This window comes from Limnobacter sp. UBA3528 (genome assembly GCF_002377005.1).
In the GTDB taxonomy this organism is placed as follows: domain Bacteria; phylum Pseudomonadota; class Gammaproteobacteria; order Burkholderiales; family Burkholderiaceae_B; genus Limnobacter.
In genome coordinates, this window is record NZ_DFOZ01000056.1 from 1 (window position 1) to 17413 (window position 17413).

Below are 17413 nucleotides of genomic sequence, written 5' to 3' on the forward strand. Positions count from 1 at the left end.
GCCCAGCATGGGCGACAGAGAACGGACCAGACCCGCAGTTTAGGAGGGTCATTCTCAGGCATCGCAAGGCTCAGCAAGGGATCAACAGGTTTTCTGGCGAGAGATCGGAACCCAGGCAAACTGGTTGGCTGGCAAGTAATCCCTAGCTTCCGCCTTCAAACCCCAGCTGCCGCCAAGCCTCGTACACCATCACCGCCACCGAATTTGACAGGTTCAGCGACCGGCTCTCCGGGCGCATCGGCAAGCGCAGCCAGTTCTCTCGGGCAAACCAGTTGCGCACCTCCTCGGAAAGTCCTCGGGTTTCACTGCCAAACATCAAGTAATCACCAGCTTGAAATTTCACATCGAAAGGTGAGTGTTTGCCTTTCGTCGTCATTGCAAAGCAGCGTTGCGGGTTGGGTTGTTGGCGGTCGAGAAACGCCTCCCAGCCAGGGTGGACCAACATGTTTGCATACTCGTGGTAATCAAGCCCAGCGCGCCGCATGCGGGCATCTTCCAGTGGAAAACCCAAAGGCTCAACCAAGTGCAACTGCACGCCAGTGTTGGCACACAAGCGAATCACATTGCCCGTGTTGGGCGGAATTTCCGGTTCAACCAATACAACATTAATCATTCTGGAGTCCTGCACACTGCCATGGTTACAATTGATTCAGCTCCCGCTTTGTAAAGTGCGGCCTTGCAGCTTTGAATGGTGGCCCCAGTGGTAATCACATCGTCGACCAAGCCAATTCGGATATTGGCGGGTATGCAAAGTGTTGCCCTGAAAGCCCCCTGCAAATTCAGCAGTCGGTCCTCACGGCTCAACGTCGCCTGCGCGTCGAGTTCCTGGGTTTTGATCAGCCAGTGCGTGCGCACCGGTCGTTGAATACGCCGCCCCAAATGTCGGGCTATCAAAGCGGCTTGATTATAGCCGCGCCGCCTTAATTTGTCCGGGCTCACCGGCACAGGCAACAATACATCGGGCAAATCCAGGCCCATTTCAAGCGCCTTTGTGCCCAGCCAATAGCCCATAAATCGGGCCATGCCATGGTGATTGCCGTATTTCATCAAAGCAATCCATTGATCAAACGGCGCCACGTAATCGCTACACACCACGCATTCCAAAGGCGCTAGTGCGCTGTGTTCAAGCTCGGGTTTGCAGTGTCGGCAATGTGTCCACCCAAACGCCTGCAGGCGCGGGCCAAGCGCCAGCGCGCATCGTTTGCAGCGCACGGCGTCGCGCTTATGGATCATGGTCTCGCAGTGGCCACAAACAAAGCGCTCAAACTCGGCGCTACTGTTCGAAGCGCTTTTATGCAGCGGTGTTTGGCAGGCCATGCAGCGCCCCGGCACCATGGCGCCGCCCATACTCTGGCAAGTTCTATAGAATAGACGGCACCACCTTTTTGCTGAAATGGCTAGTCCCACAATGTCCTCGCAGTTCTGGAAAATTCCCCGGTCTAACAACGCCTTGGCGTACCAATGGTTGCGGCGCGCCGCAAAGCCATTGCCTTTCATACTTGAAGAAGTCAACCAACGCATGGTGAACCGTGCGCAGATCATGCGCCCGGTCGAGGGAGGGGTGGTGCATCAAGGTTGGTTACACCCCTCGGCCTTGCCGAATGTCAAATCCTTGTTTGTTGGGCGTGAATTTGCGGTATTTGCACCCAAGGCGATCAGCTTGCCTGTAGAGCAGCTCGAACAGGCAGCCGCTTCTTTTTTGGCCAAACTGTGGCCCGGCCGGGCTGCGCCCAAGCCTTCTGCAGCAATTGCACTGCCAATCAACAGCCCTTTGCCTTTGCCCAGCGAGAGCCAGGCCATGGTTTGGTCGCCGTTGTGGCTGCATGCGGTTGCCGACCCTGGTCAATGCCTGGCCGAATGGCTGCGTGTGTTGAAACCTGAAGGCGGCGTGTTTTTCAGTTGTTTTGGTCCTGATACCGCTCGTGAATTGCAAGGCCTTGCGCAAGCCATGGGCGAGCCTTTCCCTGATTTTGCCGACATGCATGATCTCGGGGACCTGATGAGCAAGCAGGGTTTTTCAGACCCAGTTATGGAGATGGAAAAACTGACGCTGACTTACAGTTCGCCAGCCAAATTGATTGAGGACTGGCGCGCCTTGTGTGGCAACCACCTGGAAACACGCAAGCAGGGTTTGCGAACGCCACGCCAGTTTTCTGAGGCAAGCCTTTACCTTGAGCAGCTGCGAAATCCTGAAACAGGCCGCATTCCACTCACTCTAGAGCTGGTTTACGGGCATGCCTGGAAAGTCAAAAGAAAAGCCAAAACCGATGTGGCCACTGTAAAAATTTCAGACATCAAAGGGCGCAAAGGCTCGAAATAGCTTGCTGCTACGCAGCATTTTCAAATGTAGCGCATTGTTTTTAACTTATTTCGGGGAAATCAGGCGCGGATTGCACCTGTCTTATTGCTTGCTTTAAAGCCTTGAGCCTATAATTCGAAGGTTTTAATGCACTCTTTTGGGCGTGCATTGGATCTGAATGACTGCTCTCTGAGAGGTAAATGGGCATGATTCCAGAAATTTCAAGTTCAGCGAATGCACCAAGCGGTAACGTTGGCAAGGTTGATACAAGTGGCAGCGGCGGGCAAAACTACTCGCCTCAAGGCAACAGGTGGGTCTTTCGGCGCAATTGTTCGCTCAGTCCCAAGCAGCTTTTGCAATGGTATGCCAGCTTGTGCGTAATCACCTTGGTGATTGCCTTTGGCTTTTTGTTGGCAGGTTTCTGGATCGTTTTGCCCTTTGCCGGAATCGAGTTGTTCTTGGTGGGAACGGCATTCGTAATTTACGCGAGGCATGCGGCTGATTACGAAATGATCGAACTTCAGCCGAACCAGTTAACGCTGGTGATGGCCGATGGCACCAAACTGACCCAGCTTGAATGGTCGCCCCAATGGGCCAAATTAAGCTACAACGGAAAATACAAAGCGCCTTTGTTGTTCAGTCACAAGGGCCAACAAGTAAAAATAGGCAAATTTATTGCCGAAAAAGACAAGTCAGCGCTGCACCGTGAATTGAAAGCAGCGTTGGCCAGGGCAGCATGTTCTTTTTAGGCATGCGGCTTCCACCAGTTTGATATTTTTTTTGAGATTGAGGATCGCCATGTTGAAGTCGTCCTTGGGTATTCGCAAAGCTGTTGCTTCGGCTGCTGCAATTGCGATGACATCCTTCGGAGGTGCAGCGTTTGCCGAGAATGTTTCTGGGCAACCCCTGCAGTACAACCTCGCTGAACCGGTTACTGAAATCGCGCGTCAAATCTACGATTTGCACACGCTGATGTTGGTGATCTGTCTGGTTATTTTCGTTGCCGTGTTTGGCGTGATGTTTTACTCAATCTACGCGCACCGCAAGTCAAAGGGCGCAAAGTCGGCCTCTTTCCACGAAAGTGTAAAAGTTGAAATTGCATGGACCATCGTTCCTTTCCTGATCGTAATCGGCATGGCTTTGCCCGCAACCAAAACAGTGGTTGCGATGAAAGACACCTCCAACGCCGACCTCACCATCAAGGCGACTGGTTACCAGTGGAAGTGGGGTTATGAGTACCTGGCCGGCGAGGGCGAAGGCATTGCCTTCCTGTCCACGTTGACCACACCTCGCGATCAAATTGACGACCATGAAGGCCAAGCCGTTGCACGTGGTGAAAACTACCTGATGGAAGTGGACAACCACGTGGTGGTGCCTGTGAACAAGAAAGTTCGCGTGGTGACAACCGCCAACGACGTCATTCACGCCTGGATGATTCCCGCCTTTGGCGTGAAGCAGGATGCGATCCCCGGTTTCGTGCGTGACACCTGGTTCAAGGCTGAGAAAGAAGGCATCTATCGCGGTCAGTGTGCTGAACTGTGCGGCAAAGACCACGCCTACATGCCTATCGTTGTCGAAGTAATGTCTGAAGAAAACTACTCCAAGTGGGTACAGGCCAAGCTTGACGAAATGAAAGCCAAACAAGACGACCCCACCAAGGAATGGACCAAGGAAGATCTGGTCGCCCGTGGCGAGCAGGTGTACAACGCCAACTGTGCGGCTTGTCACCAGGCTTCTGGTGAAGGCATCCCCGGCGCATTCCCTGCGCTGGTGGCTGCACCTTCAGTGGTAGGTCCGCAGGCTGATCAAATTGCAATTTTGCTGAACGGCAAGGGCGCTGGCATGCCAGCGTGGAAGCAGTTGAGCGACGTTGAAATTGCTTCAGTAATTACATACACACGAAACGCTTGGGCCAATGCTGGCACAGGTACCGACCCGGTTGTTCAGCCAAGTGCTGTTACGGCTGCACGTTAATATTGCTTAGGAGATTTACATGAGCACTACCGCGGCAGATTTAACCCACGGCCATGGTCACGACCATGACCACGCGCACGACCACCCGCATGGTTGGCGCCGTTGGTTGTACGCAACCAACCACAAAGACATCGGTACCATGTACCTGATTTTCTCGTTCATCATGCTGCTGGAAGGCGGTGTGTTGGCGCTGATGCTGCGTGCAGAACTGTTTGCACCCGGCCTGCAACTGGTTCAGCCCGAGTTTTTCAACCAGCTCACCACCATGCACGGTTTGATCATGGTGTTCGGTGCGGTAATGCCTGCATTCGTGGGTTTTGCCAACTGGATGATTCCTCTGCAAATCGGCTGTTCTGACATGGCTTTTGCCCGCATGAACAACTTCAGCTTCTGGCTGATGGTGCCTGCGGCGATCATTCTGACAGCATCGTTCTTCATGCCTGGTGGCGCAACTGCCGCTGGCTGGACTCTGTACGCACCATTGTCGGTGCAAATGGGCCCTGGCATGGATGCAGCCATTTTCGCGATGCACATTCTGGGTGCCTCGTCGATCATGGGCTCCATCAACATCATCACAACCATCCTGAACATGCGCGCTCCCGGCATGACCTTGATGAAAATGCCGATGTTCGCATGGACCTGGCTGATCACTGCCTACCTGTTGATCGCGGTAATGCCCGTGTTGGCTGGTGCCATCACCATGGTGTTGACCGATCGCCATTTCGGCACATCGTTCTTTAACGCAGCCGGCGGCGGCGACCCCGTGATGTACCAGCACATTTTCTGGTTCTTCGGTCACCCCGAGGTATACATCATGATTTTGCCGGCCTTCGGCATCATCAGCCACATTGTGCCCACCTTTGCACGCAAAACACTGTTCGGTTACAGCTCCATGGTGTACGCCACAGCGTCCATCGCGATTCTGTCCTTCATTGTTTGGGCGCACCACATGTTCACAACCGGCATGCCAGTCACAGGCCAGTTGTTCTTCATGTACGCAACCATGTTGATTGCGGTACCCACAGGCGTGAAGGTGTTTAACTGGCTGGCCACCATGTGGAAAGGCTCCATGACGTTTGAAACCCCAATGCTGTTTGCCGTGGGCTTCATTTTCGTGTTCACCATGGGCGGCTTCACGGGACTTATTCTGGCCGTAGCGCCTGTTGACATTCAGTTGCAAGACACCTACTACGTGGTGGCTCACTTCCACTATGTATTGGTTGCTGGCTCACTGTTTGCCTTGTTTGCAGGTACTTACTACTGGTTGCCAAAGTGGTCTGGTCGCATGTACAGCGAAACATTGGGCAAGTGGCACTTCTGGTCTTCACTGATCAGCTTCAACGTCACTTTCTTCCCAATGCACTTCCTGGGTTTGGCGGGTATGCCACGTCGCTACGCCGACTACGCCACACAGTTCACTGACTTCCACGCCATTGCTACTATTGGTGCATTCTGGTTCGGTTTGTCCCAGTTGATCTTCCTGTGGTGCGTACTGCGCGCATGGATGTTCCAGAAAGGCGAGGCAGCACCTGCCAAGCCATGGGAAGGTGCCGAAGGCCTGGAGTGGACTGTTCCATCACCAGCACCGTTCCACACTTTTGAAGATCCACCCACAGTGAAGTAATTCACTAGCGGGTTTAACAATGGGGGTTTGGTTTTACCAACCCCCCGTTGCGTAAAGCAGCTTTGGTTGGGCATTTGGCAGGCAAGGCTTTTTTACACAACGAATAGGTTCAGCAAGGAAGTAAGCGTGACCCCTGAAGAAAAAGAGAAAGCCAAACAAAACAAGCGCACAGGTTTGATTTTGCTGTCAGTGGCCGCCGTGTTTTTCATCGGCATTCTGATTCGTAAGGTGATGGAACCCAGCATCTTGAGTTTGGTGAACTAGGTTTTAATGAATTTGCAGTAGAGGTAAAGCAGCATGGCCAATGAAAATAGTCCGAAAACAAGCGGTTTGCACAAACAGATGGTGGTGCGCCTTGTCGTGATTGTTGTGGCCATGTTTGCCTTTGGTTATGCATTGGTGCCCATTTACAAGGCCATTTGTGAAATCACCGGGATCAACGTATTGACACCGCAAACCAAAAATGCGGAAGAGATTGTGAAAAACACCCAGGTGGACAAAAGCCGAAGCATTGAAGTTATTTTCGATGCCAATGAGCGGGGCAAGTTTCAGTTCAAGCCCGAGACCAATCGAATGATGGTTCATCCTGGCGAGTTGGTCACCATGAACTATGTGGTGTACAACAATTTGAAGAATGACACTGCAGGCCAGGCTATACCCAGTTATTTGCCCAGCAAAGCTGCTGAGCACTTCACCAAGCTGGAATGTTTCTGCTTTAAACAGCAACCATTCAAAGCGGGTGAAACCAAAGAGTTTCCGGTGGTGTTTGTGATCAACCCCAAGTTGCCACAAGACGTACACACCATCACCTTGAGTTATACATTTTTTGAAGTGGCCGGCGCGACAGCCATGGCAGCAGAATAATGTCGGAAGACATCAAAGAGGCCGCATCGCGTAAAGCGAGCACAGCCACTTTTCTGCAAACTTTGTCGGCCGTGTTGTGGTCATTTTTCGGTGTCCGAAAGGGTAAAAATCACTCTGAAGACATGCAGAAGTTAAATCCGGTCCACGTCATCATTGTGGGTCTGCTGGCAGCCGCTGGTTTTGTAGTCGGCTTACTGGTATTGGTAAATTTTGTGGTGAGTTCCGCTTAAGCCGTACGGAACTTGCTGTTGCAGTATCGAAGCATCTAAATTAAAGAAATAGGAGAAACCACCATGCGTGCGAATGCACCATATTACTTTGTGCCCGGCTTGTCCCAGTGGCCTGTGCTTGGCGCAGTGGCCATGTTCTTTTTTGTACTGGGCATGTCCCAGTGGGTAAACGGCTCGGAAGCGGGCCCTTACCTGTTCGCACTCAGCATGGGTATTCTTATTTATGTGCTGACCGGCTGGTTCAAGCATGTGGTGGGCGAGTCTGAAAGTGGTCAGTACAGTGCCCGCGTCGATGTGTCTTTCCGCTGGTCCATGGGCTGGTTCATCTTCTCTGAAGTCATGTTCTTTGCCGCGTTTTTCGGTGCTTTGTTTTATGCCCGTCAAATTGCAATGCCTTGGCTTGGTGATATCGACAACAAAGCGTTCCTGTGGCCCGACTTCACCGCCAACTGGCCCAACACTGGCCCAGCGGGAACAGTCGATGCGTTCCAAACCATGGGTCCATGGCCTATTCCAACCATCAACACCGCATTGCTGCTCACCTCAGGCCTTACCTTGACCTGGGCGCACCATGCCCTGATCGCCAACAAGCGTTCACAGTTGATTTGGGGTTTGGCGCTAACCGTGTTGTTGGGCGCAATTTTCATGGGCTTCCAGGCCTATGAATATATTCACGCTTACCGCGATTTGAACCTGAAATTGACCTCAGGCATTTTCGGCTCAACCTTCTTCATGCTGACCGGTTTCCACGGATTCCACGTGACCATTGGCGCCATCATGCTGTTCTTCATCATGATTCGCTGTATCAAGGGCCACTTCACACCAGACAGCCACTTCGCTTTTGAAGCTGCAGCCTGGTATTGGCACTTCGTGGACGTGGTGTGGTTGGGCTTGTACGTGGTGGTTTACTGGCTGTAACGCGGGAATTTCCTGCCAGACTGTAAAACACACAATTAAAAAAGCCACTGGAAAACTCCGGTGGCTTTTTTTTGGATATCGAGCTTACATTGAACTTATCGAATGCCAGTTGACTCTATCCAGCCCATGTACCAGGCAAAAAGAATCAGCAGGAACAGCGCGATGGACAAACCGATGCGCATGGTTAATGCGTTTACAGTTCGACTGGATTTGCTTTTGTCTTTCATGAGAAAGAAAAAAGCCGAACCCAGGCTTGCAAGAATGCCCAGGAACGCCAGGCCAATGATCAACTTCATGGTGAACACCTTTCAAAAACTAACCGTGTACAGCACACAAGTGGAAGTATGTCATGGTTAATGCAGTGAAAACACCCGGCAAAGTCAAGCTGATCCTTACCCTGTTAATTGGCGCTGGCCTGGTGTGGCTTACCTTCAGCTTGGGCCAATGGCAAACCAGCCGGGCATTCCAAAAACAAACCCTGTTTGAATCGCAAGCCCGCGCATTGGCGGCCGAGCCAGTGTCTCCAGCCAGTGCCAGTTTGGACTTGGACAATTTGTCCTACCGGAAAATTGAATTGAGGGGTAGGTTCGAAGCCAAAGCCCTGATATATATAGACAATCGTCAGGTAAATGGAAGGCCGGCAGTTCAGGTGGTGCAAGGTTTTCGGCCAGAGGGTGCAAGCTTTTTAATACCGGTCGATCGAGGCTTGTTGTTGCGAAATCCCGCTGAGCCACGCCTTGCGCCACCCATGCCCACTGAAGCCGTGCAAGCAGGTGAGCTTTTTGATTTACAAGGTACCATCTTGCCGCGCTTTGCCCAGTCGGCTGAATTGCGGGGCATGGCCTTGGGTGAGACTGACGACATTGTGAAAGCTCAAAGCAATGGCTATGAGGTGTGGTCCAATTTTAGTGGAAAGGAATTTGAAAAGCGCACTGGTCAATCAGTGAGCAATTTTGTAGTAACCCAGCAGCCGGTGGCGCAAACTGCCGGGCAACAGCCACAGGCGCGTATGGTAGGCGGTTTTTATCACCTGGCGGTGCCGCTGCAAGAACAAGTGGCCAAGCACAAGGGTTATGCCTTTCAATGGTTTACCATGTCGGCGGTGTTGGTGTTGCTGACCCTGTTTTTTGTGTACCGAGAGTTTTTTCGAAGCGAGTTTTACAAAGGGAATAAAAGATGAACGCAGCCAGCGCACCCGCGAAGCTGAACAAAGGCCGAATTACCATTTTGTTGGTGTTTCTAACTTGCGCATTGCCCATTGCGGCGGCCTTCTATTTGTACTTTTTTGACAAACCCGAAGGTACGAACAATTACGGCACCATTCTGGATCCGCAGGTGAATGTATCGACCGATGTATTCAAAAACATCAACGGCGACGATTTCACCATGCAGCAGGTGGCCGACAAGTGGGTGTTGATCCAGGTGATCAACAGTGACTGTGATGAAGTATGCCAAAACACCATGTACTTCCAGCGACAGGCCCGTGCCTCGAAAGGCAAAGAGCAAGGTCGCATTGAGCGTGTGGTGTTTGTTACCGACGACGGCCCCCTGGAAATCTTGCTGTTGCGACAGTTCCCCGATGTGCATTTTGTGCGTGCCAGTGAAGATCAGCTGAAAGGCTGGTTGCCCCTGGAGCAGGGCATTGTGGGCAACAAGGGCAGTGCGGACATTGGGACCGTGCGTGACCATGTTTTTGTTGCCGACCCGTTGGGCCACGTCATGATGCGTTTCCCACCCAACAACACCCTTCAGTTCGACAAGTTTCGCAAAGACATCAGCCGCCTGTTGTGGGCTTCAAACATCGGATAAAACGAGAGCAGCATGAGCAGTTATAAGCGTTTGGTCGCATTCACCACAGTTCTTACATTCCTTTTGATCATGTTGGGCGCATTTGTGCGCCTGACCGACGCTGGTTTGGGTTGCCCGGACTGGCCTGGCTGTTATGGCAAACTCACGCCAACACAGGCTGCAGAGGAAATCGCCCAGGCAGTGGAGGTTCAGGGCGGTACACACGGGCCGGTTTCCATGCCCAAGGCCTGGAAAGAAATGGCGCACCGGTATGTGGCCACTTTCCTGGGTTTCCTGATTATCGGCATTATGGTGATGGCTTGGAAAAAGCGGGCCGAGTTGAAGCAATCGCCCGCGCTGGCCACTTGGCTGTTTTTTGCGGTCTGTTTGCAAGGTGCCTTTGGTGCGTGGACTGTCACCATGCTGCTGAAGCCTGCGATTGTCACTGGCCACTTGATCGGTGGCATGACTATTTTGGGCATGCTGACCTGGCTGTGGCTTCGCCAAACCAACAATGCCCGCACCGTGGCACCGCCTCGCGACATGGGCGGACTGCGTCTGCTGGCCCGTGTGGGCTTTGTGGCTGTTGCAGCTCAAATCATTCTGGGCGGTTGGGTTAGTACCAACTACGCCGCTGTGGTGTGCACCGATTTCCCAACCTGTCAGGGAAGCTTTTGGCCGCACATGGAGTTCAAGGACGCATTCCACATTGTTCGCCATTTGGGTGAAACACCCGAAGGTGAAATTTTGAATGTGGCCTCGCTGACCGCGATTCACTTCATTCACCGCATCGGCGCTTTGGTGGTGACTGGTATTTTGGGCTTCCTGGCATTCGCCTTGTGGCGCAACCCCGGTACCAAACCCTTGGCCATTAAATTGGTGGCAGTGCTGGCGTTACAAATTGCCATGGGCATTGGCAACGTGGTGTTTCAATTGCCTTTGTGGTTGGCCGTGGCGCACAATGGGGGCGCGGCGCTGTTGCTGGTCACCCTGATCTTGGTAAACTATCGGGTTGCGGGCAATCGCCATCGAATTTCATAAGGCTCAACATGCCATCCGTTGAAAAAACAAAAGCCGTGAGTAGTTTTTCTCACGTGGCCAAACAGTACTGGACATTGACCAAGCCACGCGTGGTGGCCTTGATCGTGTTCTGTGCAGTTATTGGCATGTTTTTGGCAACCCCCAGTTTGCCCAACGCCCAAGTGCTGATTGCAGGTACCTTGGGCATTTGGCTAGTGGCAGGCGCTGCGGCAGCCTTCAATTGTCTGGTTGAACAGCAAATTGACGCAAAAATGGCGCGCACCCGCGCCCGGCCCTTGCCCCGTGGTGAACTGAATTCAGTTCAAACACTGGTCTTCTCCAGCATGGTGGGCGGTGTGGGCGTGTGGATTTTGTATGTGTTTGTAAACCCGCTGACCATGTGGCTCACATTGGCCACCTTTGTTGGGTACGCCATTATTTACACTCTGCTGTTAAAGCCCAATACGCCTCAAAACATTGTGATTGGTGGTGCATCGGGTGCCATGCCTCCGGTGCTGGGCTGGGCCGCTGTCACCAACAGTGTGTCTGCTGAAGCATTGGTGCTGTTCCTGATTATCTTTGTGTGGACCCCGCCGCATTTTTGGGCGCTGGCTTTGTATCGCACTCAGGAATATGCACGTGCTGGTCTGCCCATGCTGCCAGTTACCCATGGCGCTGCGTTTACCCAGTTTCATGTGTTTTTGTACACCATCATGCTGGCGGCCACCACGCTGATCCCATTCGCCATGAAAATGAGCGGGCTGATTTACCTGGTCAGCGCTGTGGTGCTGAACGCCATTTTCATCGGGTATGGTTACAAAATCTGGAAAAACTACAGCGATGCCTTGGCCAAAAAGGCATTCACGTATTCCATCGCCTATCTGGCGTTTTTGTTTGCGGCCTTGTTGGTCGATCATTATGTAACGGTGTAAGCAGTATGCGCAGTGTATTCAAGCAGCTCGATTCAGTAGGCACGCGGTTAAAAACCTGGTTGGCTTTTGGTGCGGTGGCATTGCTGTCCGCATGTAATACAGGCCCTGCCAGTTTTACCAATACCGACATCACCGGCTCATCCTTGGTGGCCAATTTCAAGTTGAAAGACTTGTCGGGCACTGAGCGCACCATGGAAAGCTACAAAGGCAAGGTGGTAGCCATGTTTTTTGGCTACACCCATTGCCCCGATGTGTGCCCCATTACCATGCAGCAATGGAGCGAGGTGAAAGCCAGGCTGGGCGAGAAGGGCGACAATTTGCAAGTGCTGTTTGTGTCTGTTGACCCTGAGCGCGACACCCCCGAACTGCTTAAAAAGTATGTGCCCCAATTCAACCCCACCTTTGATGCGCTTACTGCAGAGTCTTCCGACGAACTGAAGCCTTTGTTGGCTGGGTTGCGGGTGTACGCGGGCAAGGTCGAAGGCAGTACGCCCGATAATTACCTGATGGACCACACTTCAGCCAGTTATGTGTTCGACCAGCAAGGTCGCGCGCGCTTGCTGGTTCGCCACAACGCAGATTCTGCTCCCGTGGTTAGCGACGTTGAGCAAATTCTCGACGGCAAATAATTAGTCTTTTCGCGCAGTAATTGCGCTACAACTCAGTGGCTGCAAATTCATGGTCATTTGTGCTGTGAATTGGGCCAAGGGGCGGTTCTTGTCCTGATGCGCTGCGTGTGCGCGCTTCGAGCTTACGGTGTCGTTGTCAATATTGAACACCACCTCCCATTCCAGCAACAAAGGTTCACCTTCGGGGCTGTGATTGATCAGTACAATCACTGGCCTGCCTTCACACAACTCGTTACGAATCAGCTTCAGTGTGGCTTGCGCTGCGTTGCCGGCGTACCAATCGGCGACAAGTCTGGCTTTTCTCAAACCCTCCAGCATGGTGGCCGGCGAGGTGCCCATGCTTCCACTGAGCAGGTCTGGGCAATTGGCCCAGCGCATGATTTCGTGAATGTAGGGGTCGTTCAATGGGTGGCCGTGCCGGTCTTTGGGCAGGTGGTTCCAGCCAATGTCATGGTGGTGAAGAATGGTGCCCAAAGCGCAGGGGCCGCTTGCGCGTTGTACTCCCGCTGGTGTGGTGAAGGCGTAAAGGGTTGTTAAATCGAATTTGGGGCGTGTGATGAATTCGAGAGGTTTGCCAGTGCTGACAATTGTTTTTGCTTCGGAAAAATCGATTCCGAAGTGTGGTTTGTCGCTCATAAAAAAATAGGTCCTGTGCCGCCGCGTTCAACCGACATCTTATTCAGTGAATAAGCGTATTCGCGTAGCGCATAGTTTTATGCATCACGCTACGTCCGTTGTGCAGAACAGAAGTTCTCTCGTGCTTACTCGGTAGGCAGGTTGGCTACGTTGCTGTTGGCTTGCAAAGGAAGGGGCAGGCTACCGACTGGGGAGGGGGCGCCAAGGGTAGACAGCAAACCGTCCAGCGCATCGGTCACGGGGGCGAGCACAGCGTCCAGGGGGCCCGCTGCTGGCTCTTCGGGCTGGGGCGTGGGGGCCGGCGGGGGTGGGTTGTTGCCGCCAGTGCCTGAATCGTTGTTGTTGCCCGATTCAGTGGTGCTGGTGGTTTCAGTGGTGTTTGTGTTGTCTTCGTTGTCGCTGTATATGGCGGCCGTTGCGCCCAGAAATACCAGGCTTTCCAGCACTGGGTAGCCTGTTGATTCGCCACCGGCGCTGCTTGTGCCGAACAGGCCGAACAGGTCTGGGGTGTCTGCCGAGCCAGCGGTGTTTTCAGTGGCTTGTTGGCTTTCGAAGTAGACGCCCTGGCCATACAGGTCGGTGGCTATCCACTGCGGTACCTGGTCCATTTCAACCACTTCCAGGTTGAAGGTGGCAGCTGCACCCTTCTCAACAATCAGTGCATCTTTCACGCCAGTGAACTCGATAACAGCCTTGCCCGCAGCATCACTGAGTACGCGATCGCCCGGCAACAAAAGCATGCCGGCTTGCGCGGGCAGAAAAAAACCATCCCGAATCAACTGCACATTGCCGCTGATCTGGGTGATTTTTGCCTGTTGTTCAATGGACGTGCTTGCTGCGTTCATGGGTACTAAGTGTGGTTAAGCGTAGTTGTACGGACCGCCCACTTCCAGTGCTTTCTTAAAGCTTGGCATGGCGTGAATGCGTTTCACGTAGGCCGCAATTTTGGGCATGTTGTTGATGCTTTCTGCGCGGCTCATGGCCGCTTCCAGCGGAAAGCTCATCATGAAGTCAGCGCCAGTCATCTCGCCGCCACAAAACCACTCACTCTTGGCCAGCACACTTTCAATGTAAGCAAACTGCTTTTCAAGGTTGGGGTTGATGAAGCTGCTTTTTACCTGCTTTGAAATGCCTCGCGCAATTGGCAGCACAATGGGTTTCAGCAAGGCGGGTACCGGTGCATTCTCGATTTTATTGAACACCAGTGTCATGACCAATGGGGGCATGGCGGTGCCTTCGGCAAAGTGCATCCAGTAAGTGTAATCCCGGTGGGCCTGGGTACCTGCTGCCGGGCGAAACTTGCCGCCTGCCTTGTCGATCAGGTACTCCACAATGGCGCCGCTCTCAGCCACGGTAATGTCACCGTCGGTAATGACAGGCGATTTTCCCAAGGGGTGAATTTTTAGCAACTCGGGCGGGGCCAGGTAAGTTTTGGCATCGCGTGCATAGCGGGTTACCTTGTAAGGCAGGCCGAGTTCTTCAAGCAGCCAGATAATACGCTGTGAGCGTGAGTGTTCCAGGTGGTGTACTTCGATCATGGTCATAAAAAAGGGCTTGTTGCCAAGCCCTTAGTGTAGGTTAGTTTTCACCCAAAATGATTACAGCCTTGTTTTAAACCTCGCCGTGTTCGTATTTCAGCAAGGCTGTTTTCATTTTTTTCATGGCCTGGGTTTCAATTTGGCGCACCCGCTCGGCCGATACACCCAGCTCTGCAGCCAGGTCGTGAAGGGTTTTGGCGTTCTCGCCAGCCAGCCAGCGGCTGGAAATAATGCGCTGGCTGCGTTCGTCCAGGCTGGCCAGGGCCATGTCCAGGCCCTCGCTGTGCAGGCGTTCCATGTTGGCACCCTCCAGCACTTCAGTGGGCTCAGCACCTTCAGCGGCCAAATAGCGCACGGGGTTGTAGCTGTTTTCTTCACTGTCTATGTCTACAACCGGGTCAAGGCTGAATTCATGGCCAGCCATGCGACGTTCCATGTCGTATACGTCTTCGGGGCGCACATTCAACTCGCTGGCCACCTCGTTGATTTGGTCTGGCGAGAGGGTTTGACCATATTTTTTGAAGCTGTTCAGGTTAAAAAACAGCTTGCGGTGCGCCTTGGTGGTGATCATTTTCACCATGCGCCAGTTGCGAATAATGTATTCGTGAATTTCCGCCTTGATCCAGTGCAGCGCAAAGCTGACCAGGCGCACGCCACGCGTGGGGTCAAAGCGTTTCACTGCCTTCATCAGGCCGATATTGCCCTCTTGAATGAGATCGGCATGGGGCAAGCCATAGCCAAGGTATTGGCGTGCCACGGCCACCACCAAGCGCAGGTGGCTAAGCACCAAGCGGCGGGCGGCTTCAAGGTCATTGTCGCGCTGCAGGCGTTCGCCGAGCTCAACTTCTTCCTCGGGGGACAGCATGGGAATTTGGTGTGTGGCTGAAATGTAGGCATCTAGGTTGCCAAGCGGGCCACGGGCCACCAGCGCCCATGGGTCGCGCACAGCAAGGCTGTTGCCAGCGGCGCGTGTGTTAGCAAGGGTCAATGCAGTGGTCATGATTGCGGTGTTCTCCGAATTAATGAACCGATTTCCATTTAATTTTAGCACTCTTCGTTTAGGAGTGCTAATCCACCCAAAAGTTCCGGTTTTCAACTGTTCTGAACTATTAAAGTGTCGTCGTTCATGTCATTTGTCATTAAATTCAGATTTTTGTCATTTTTGTAGATGAGAATCATTTTCCGTAATTCACGTACATTGGAACTCCACTGCAGTTGCGAACATCTTTTCTATGACAATTCTGCCTAATCACCACTTAATCACTGACGCGACTTTAAAAAGTCGACCCAAGACCGGGCTGTGCGGGCAAATCACTACAGGATTTAATTCGGCTGCGCACTCGTTCTTAGATTCAAAAGCCATGGGCTGGTGATCAAGTTGAAACTAAATTTCGACATTCGCGTCTCCTTTGCTGTTGCGCAGCCTAGGCGTTCACATCGTTCATTATCGGCAATCGATTTCTATTACCATCGAAAAATTAATTTTCCACGAAGAAGAATGTTAAAGAACTGGCAGTATCTAGAAGCTTTTGAGGATTAGATGTTCTGTTGTTTTAGGTTGGTTTCACTGATTCCAAGCTGCATTTACTCGGGGAATTTAATTGGCTTTATATTCGGAAGAAGTTTCTTGTTTGCGCCGATGACTCAATGTGATCAATAAAATCGCACCAACGCTGTTCCCAGAGGTTGATCAGGTGATTAATCTCAGCAATTGAGTATCTTCGACCTACTTCCTCGGATGTGAGGTTGCCATGTGCAATCTGATTTCGTTCTGCCACTACGGTATCCAACCTCCCCCAAACCTCTTTTAAGATTACACCCGGGTCCCCAAGTTCGAAAAGCTGAAATAAAAGTTCGATTTGAGAACGTTTCATAAAGCTCCCGTCAACCGGGAACAAATCAGGATTAATACTGCAGTTACGAGAATCCAGAACGGTATCCAAAAGGCGTATGCCTGTTTCCTGCCAAATTTTTCTCTCCGAAACATTTGATAGCGATTGCAATTGATTATGAATGGCAAATAGTTGAAAACCACGTTTAAGCCTGCGGTTTCCGACACGCAGCGTTTGCGCTATTTCGAGCAGTCTTCTGCAAATGGACGTAATTAGGTTCTCATAGCACGCGAACATCAACAAGATAGCCAGTCCTCGAGCATCCCTACTGGCATCGGTGCTTGAAGAATCCTCAGATTCATCTGCTGTTGAACTATGTGTGGCATCCAACAGCCTGCGAATGGCTGTTAGACGTAAGGATAGTTCCTCTTTGAAAGGTTGACCTTTGAACACGTAACTTAACTTGCACCGAGAAAATAATCTCTAGCCAGCTCAACCCGGCCAACCACTCGTTTTCTACTATTAGTTGCGCCCGTCGTTAGGTCACGCATTTCCTTGGACTGGATCCAGGAAGTGTTGTTTGGTACCAAGAGCTGTTCATTAACATTGAGTGCTAGAGCAGCCCCTACGGATACACCTTCAAACAAATTAACGGGTGTTGTCCCGAGGCGAGTTTTAAGTCCGTCTGGAAAGCTACGAGCAAGATAGTTGAAAGTTCGATGAAAAATCCTCGTTCTTTCTGCAATACGTGGTGCTTTGGCAGCTTCTCCAGCAAAGTCGTTCAGGAAGTCTTTAACTGAGTGATTAAAACTTGTATATTTGTCGATAAACGCAAAAAATCTGAGCAGATAGTCCTCTGCCGTGCCGTCTTTCCATTTAGCAGCAGGGAGTCGAACAACGCACTTAAAGTTCTCATCTTGAGCCAACGTGGTGAGCATATCCATAAATTCACCTCGAAAAACGCACTCCCTTACCTCTTGATCGGTGAGAGCTACACCTCCAGTATTGAGTCGCTCGAAAAGATCAAAGCGAACCTGCAAATCACTCTTGTCGTTCAAAACAATAACCTTAACTGGACGGTCATCCAATGTAGTTCGGATATCTTCTGTTGATTTGCACCCAAATTTGA

At 52.0% G+C, this 17413-nt stretch carries 21 protein-coding genes and 1 pseudogene; 13 read left to right on the forward strand and 9 right to left on the reverse strand.

Annotated features, from left to right (window positions below):
• Nucleotides 1-142 precede the first annotated feature (142 nt).
• A complete protein-coding gene (gene trmL, locus B4N58_RS15225) occupies nucleotides 143-613 on the reverse strand; it encodes a tRNA (uridine(34)/cytosine(34)/5-carboxymethylaminomethyluridine(34)-2'-O)-methyltransferase TrmL (protein WP_291750593.1) in 471 nt (156 codons plus the stop codon).
• The gene (locus B4N58_RS15230) at nucleotides 610-1233 is read right to left on the reverse strand and encodes a ComF family protein (RefSeq protein WP_291750594.1); all 624 of its coding nucleotides are present in this window, start codon (nucleotides 1231-1233) and stop codon (nucleotides 610-612) included. The genes trmL and B4N58_RS15230 overlap by 4 nt, the downstream gene beginning before the upstream one ends.
• Nucleotides 1234-1393: 160 nt before the next feature.
• On the opposite strand from B4N58_RS15230, the gene B4N58_RS15235 reads away from it, so the two are divergent.
• The 8 genes from B4N58_RS15235 (at nucleotide 1394) to B4N58_RS15270 (ending at nucleotide 7909) form a co-directional block, all read left to right on the forward strand.
• Complete coding sequence (locus B4N58_RS15235) at nucleotides 1394-2320, forward strand: methyltransferase domain-containing protein (RefSeq protein ID WP_291750595.1); 927 nt, start codon at nucleotides 1394-1396, stop codon at nucleotides 2318-2320.
• Nucleotides 2321-2499: 179 nt separating this feature from the next.
• Entirely contained in the window at nucleotides 2500-3048 is a 549-nt protein-coding gene (locus tag B4N58_RS15240; protein WP_008247538.1) for a DUF2244 domain-containing protein, read from the forward strand.
• Nucleotides 3049-3154: 106 nt separating this feature from the next.
• Nucleotides 3155-4273: a cytochrome c oxidase subunit II gene (gene coxB / locus B4N58_RS15245; RefSeq protein ID WP_291750603.1), complete on the forward strand. Its 1119-nt coding sequence runs from the start codon at nucleotides 3155-3157 to the stop codon at nucleotides 4271-4273.
• Between the two features lie 19 nt (nucleotides 4274-4292).
• Nucleotides 4293-5897, forward strand: a complete 1605-nt coding sequence (gene ctaD / locus B4N58_RS15250) for a cytochrome c oxidase subunit I (protein ID WP_008247542.1) — start codon at nucleotides 4293-4295, stop codon at nucleotides 5895-5897.
• A gap of 126 nt (nucleotides 5898-6023) precedes the next feature.
• Nucleotides 6024-6161 carry a cytochrome oxidase small assembly protein gene (locus B4N58_RS15255; RefSeq protein WP_008247543.1) on the forward strand — a complete coding sequence of 46 codons (138 nt, stop codon included), beginning with the start codon at nucleotides 6024-6026 and terminating at the stop codon, nucleotides 6159-6161.
• Between the two features lie 33 nt (nucleotides 6162-6194).
• The gene (locus tag B4N58_RS15260; protein ID WP_008247546.1) at nucleotides 6195-6761 is read left to right on the forward strand and encodes a cytochrome c oxidase assembly protein; all 567 of its coding nucleotides are present in this window, start codon (nucleotides 6195-6197) and stop codon (nucleotides 6759-6761) included.
• Nucleotides 6761-6991: a DUF2970 domain-containing protein gene (locus tag B4N58_RS15265; protein WP_008247548.1), complete on the forward strand. Its 231-nt coding sequence runs from the start codon at nucleotides 6761-6763 to the stop codon at nucleotides 6989-6991. Before B4N58_RS15260 ends, B4N58_RS15265 begins: the two co-directional genes overlap by 1 nt.
• A gap of 63 nt (nucleotides 6992-7054) precedes the next feature.
• The gene (locus B4N58_RS15270; RefSeq protein WP_008247550.1) at nucleotides 7055-7909 is read left to right on the forward strand and encodes a cytochrome c oxidase subunit 3; all 855 of its coding nucleotides are present in this window, start codon (nucleotides 7055-7057) and stop codon (nucleotides 7907-7909) included.
• A gap of 95 nt (nucleotides 7910-8004) precedes the next feature.
• Here the strand turns inward: B4N58_RS15270 and B4N58_RS15275 are convergent, their stop codons facing one another.
• The gene (locus B4N58_RS15275; RefSeq protein ID WP_008247552.1) at nucleotides 8005-8205 is read right to left on the reverse strand and encodes a twin transmembrane helix small protein; all 201 of its coding nucleotides are present in this window, start codon (nucleotides 8203-8205) and stop codon (nucleotides 8005-8007) included.
• A 53-nt stretch (nucleotides 8206-8258) separates the two neighbouring features.
• Between B4N58_RS15275 and B4N58_RS15280 the strand changes: the two genes are divergently transcribed.
• Genes B4N58_RS15280 through B4N58_RS15300 form a run of 5 tightly spaced genes read left to right on the forward strand, consistent with a single transcriptional unit; the run spans nucleotide 8259 to nucleotide 12278 of the window.
• The gene (locus B4N58_RS15280; RefSeq protein ID WP_291750596.1) at nucleotides 8259-9089 is read left to right on the forward strand and encodes an SURF1 family protein; all 831 of its coding nucleotides are present in this window, start codon (nucleotides 8259-8261) and stop codon (nucleotides 9087-9089) included.
• Nucleotides 9086-9718: an SCO family protein gene (locus B4N58_RS15285; protein ID WP_291750597.1), complete on the forward strand. Its 633-nt coding sequence runs from the start codon at nucleotides 9086-9088 to the stop codon at nucleotides 9716-9718. Before B4N58_RS15280 ends, B4N58_RS15285 begins: the two co-directional genes overlap by 4 nt.
• Before the next feature lie 12 nt (nucleotides 9719-9730).
• Entirely contained in the window at nucleotides 9731-10738 is a 1008-nt protein-coding gene (locus tag B4N58_RS15290) for a COX15/CtaA family protein (RefSeq protein WP_040512050.1), read from the forward strand.
• 8 nt (nucleotides 10739-10746) lie between these two features.
• Nucleotides 10747-11649: a heme o synthase gene (gene cyoE, locus B4N58_RS15295; RefSeq protein WP_008247561.1), complete on the forward strand. Its 903-nt coding sequence runs from the start codon at nucleotides 10747-10749 to the stop codon at nucleotides 11647-11649.
• Between the two features lie 5 nt (nucleotides 11650-11654).
• Complete coding sequence (locus B4N58_RS15300; RefSeq protein WP_291750598.1) at nucleotides 11655-12278, forward strand: SCO family protein; 624 nt, start codon at nucleotides 11655-11657, stop codon at nucleotides 12276-12278.
• On the opposite strand, the gene B4N58_RS15305 is transcribed toward B4N58_RS15300, so the two are convergent.
• The 6 genes and pseudogenes from B4N58_RS15305 to B4N58_RS15330 all read right to left on the reverse strand — a co-directional run.
• Nucleotides 12279-12914 carry a hypothetical protein gene (locus tag B4N58_RS15305; protein WP_291750599.1) on the reverse strand — a complete coding sequence of 212 codons (636 nt, stop codon included), beginning with the start codon at nucleotides 12912-12914 and terminating at the stop codon, nucleotides 12279-12281.
• Between the two features lie 125 nt (nucleotides 12915-13039).
• Nucleotides 13040-13759, reverse strand: coding sequence for a hypothetical protein (locus tag B4N58_RS15310; protein WP_291750600.1), 720 nt, complete (start codon nucleotides 13757-13759; stop codon nucleotides 13040-13042).
• 15 nt (nucleotides 13760-13774) lie between these two features.
• Nucleotides 13775-14452 carry a glutathione S-transferase gene (locus B4N58_RS15315; protein WP_291750604.1) on the reverse strand — a complete coding sequence of 226 codons (678 nt, stop codon included), beginning with the start codon at nucleotides 14450-14452 and terminating at the stop codon, nucleotides 13775-13777.
• A 73-nt stretch (nucleotides 14453-14525) separates the two neighbouring features.
• On the reverse strand, nucleotides 14526-15452 hold the full coding sequence (gene rpoH, locus B4N58_RS15320) for an RNA polymerase sigma factor RpoH (protein WP_291750601.1): 927 nt from the start codon (nucleotides 15450-15452) through the stop codon (nucleotides 14526-14528).
• Between the two features lie 607 nt (nucleotides 15453-16059).
• Entirely contained in the window at nucleotides 16060-16737 is a 678-nt protein-coding gene (locus tag B4N58_RS15325; protein ID WP_291750602.1) for a HEPN domain-containing protein, read from the reverse strand.
• 5 nt (nucleotides 16738-16742) lie between these two features.
• Nucleotides 16743-17413 (reverse strand): annotated as a pseudogene (locus tag B4N58_RS15330) (DUF262 domain-containing protein); the annotation flags it as partial.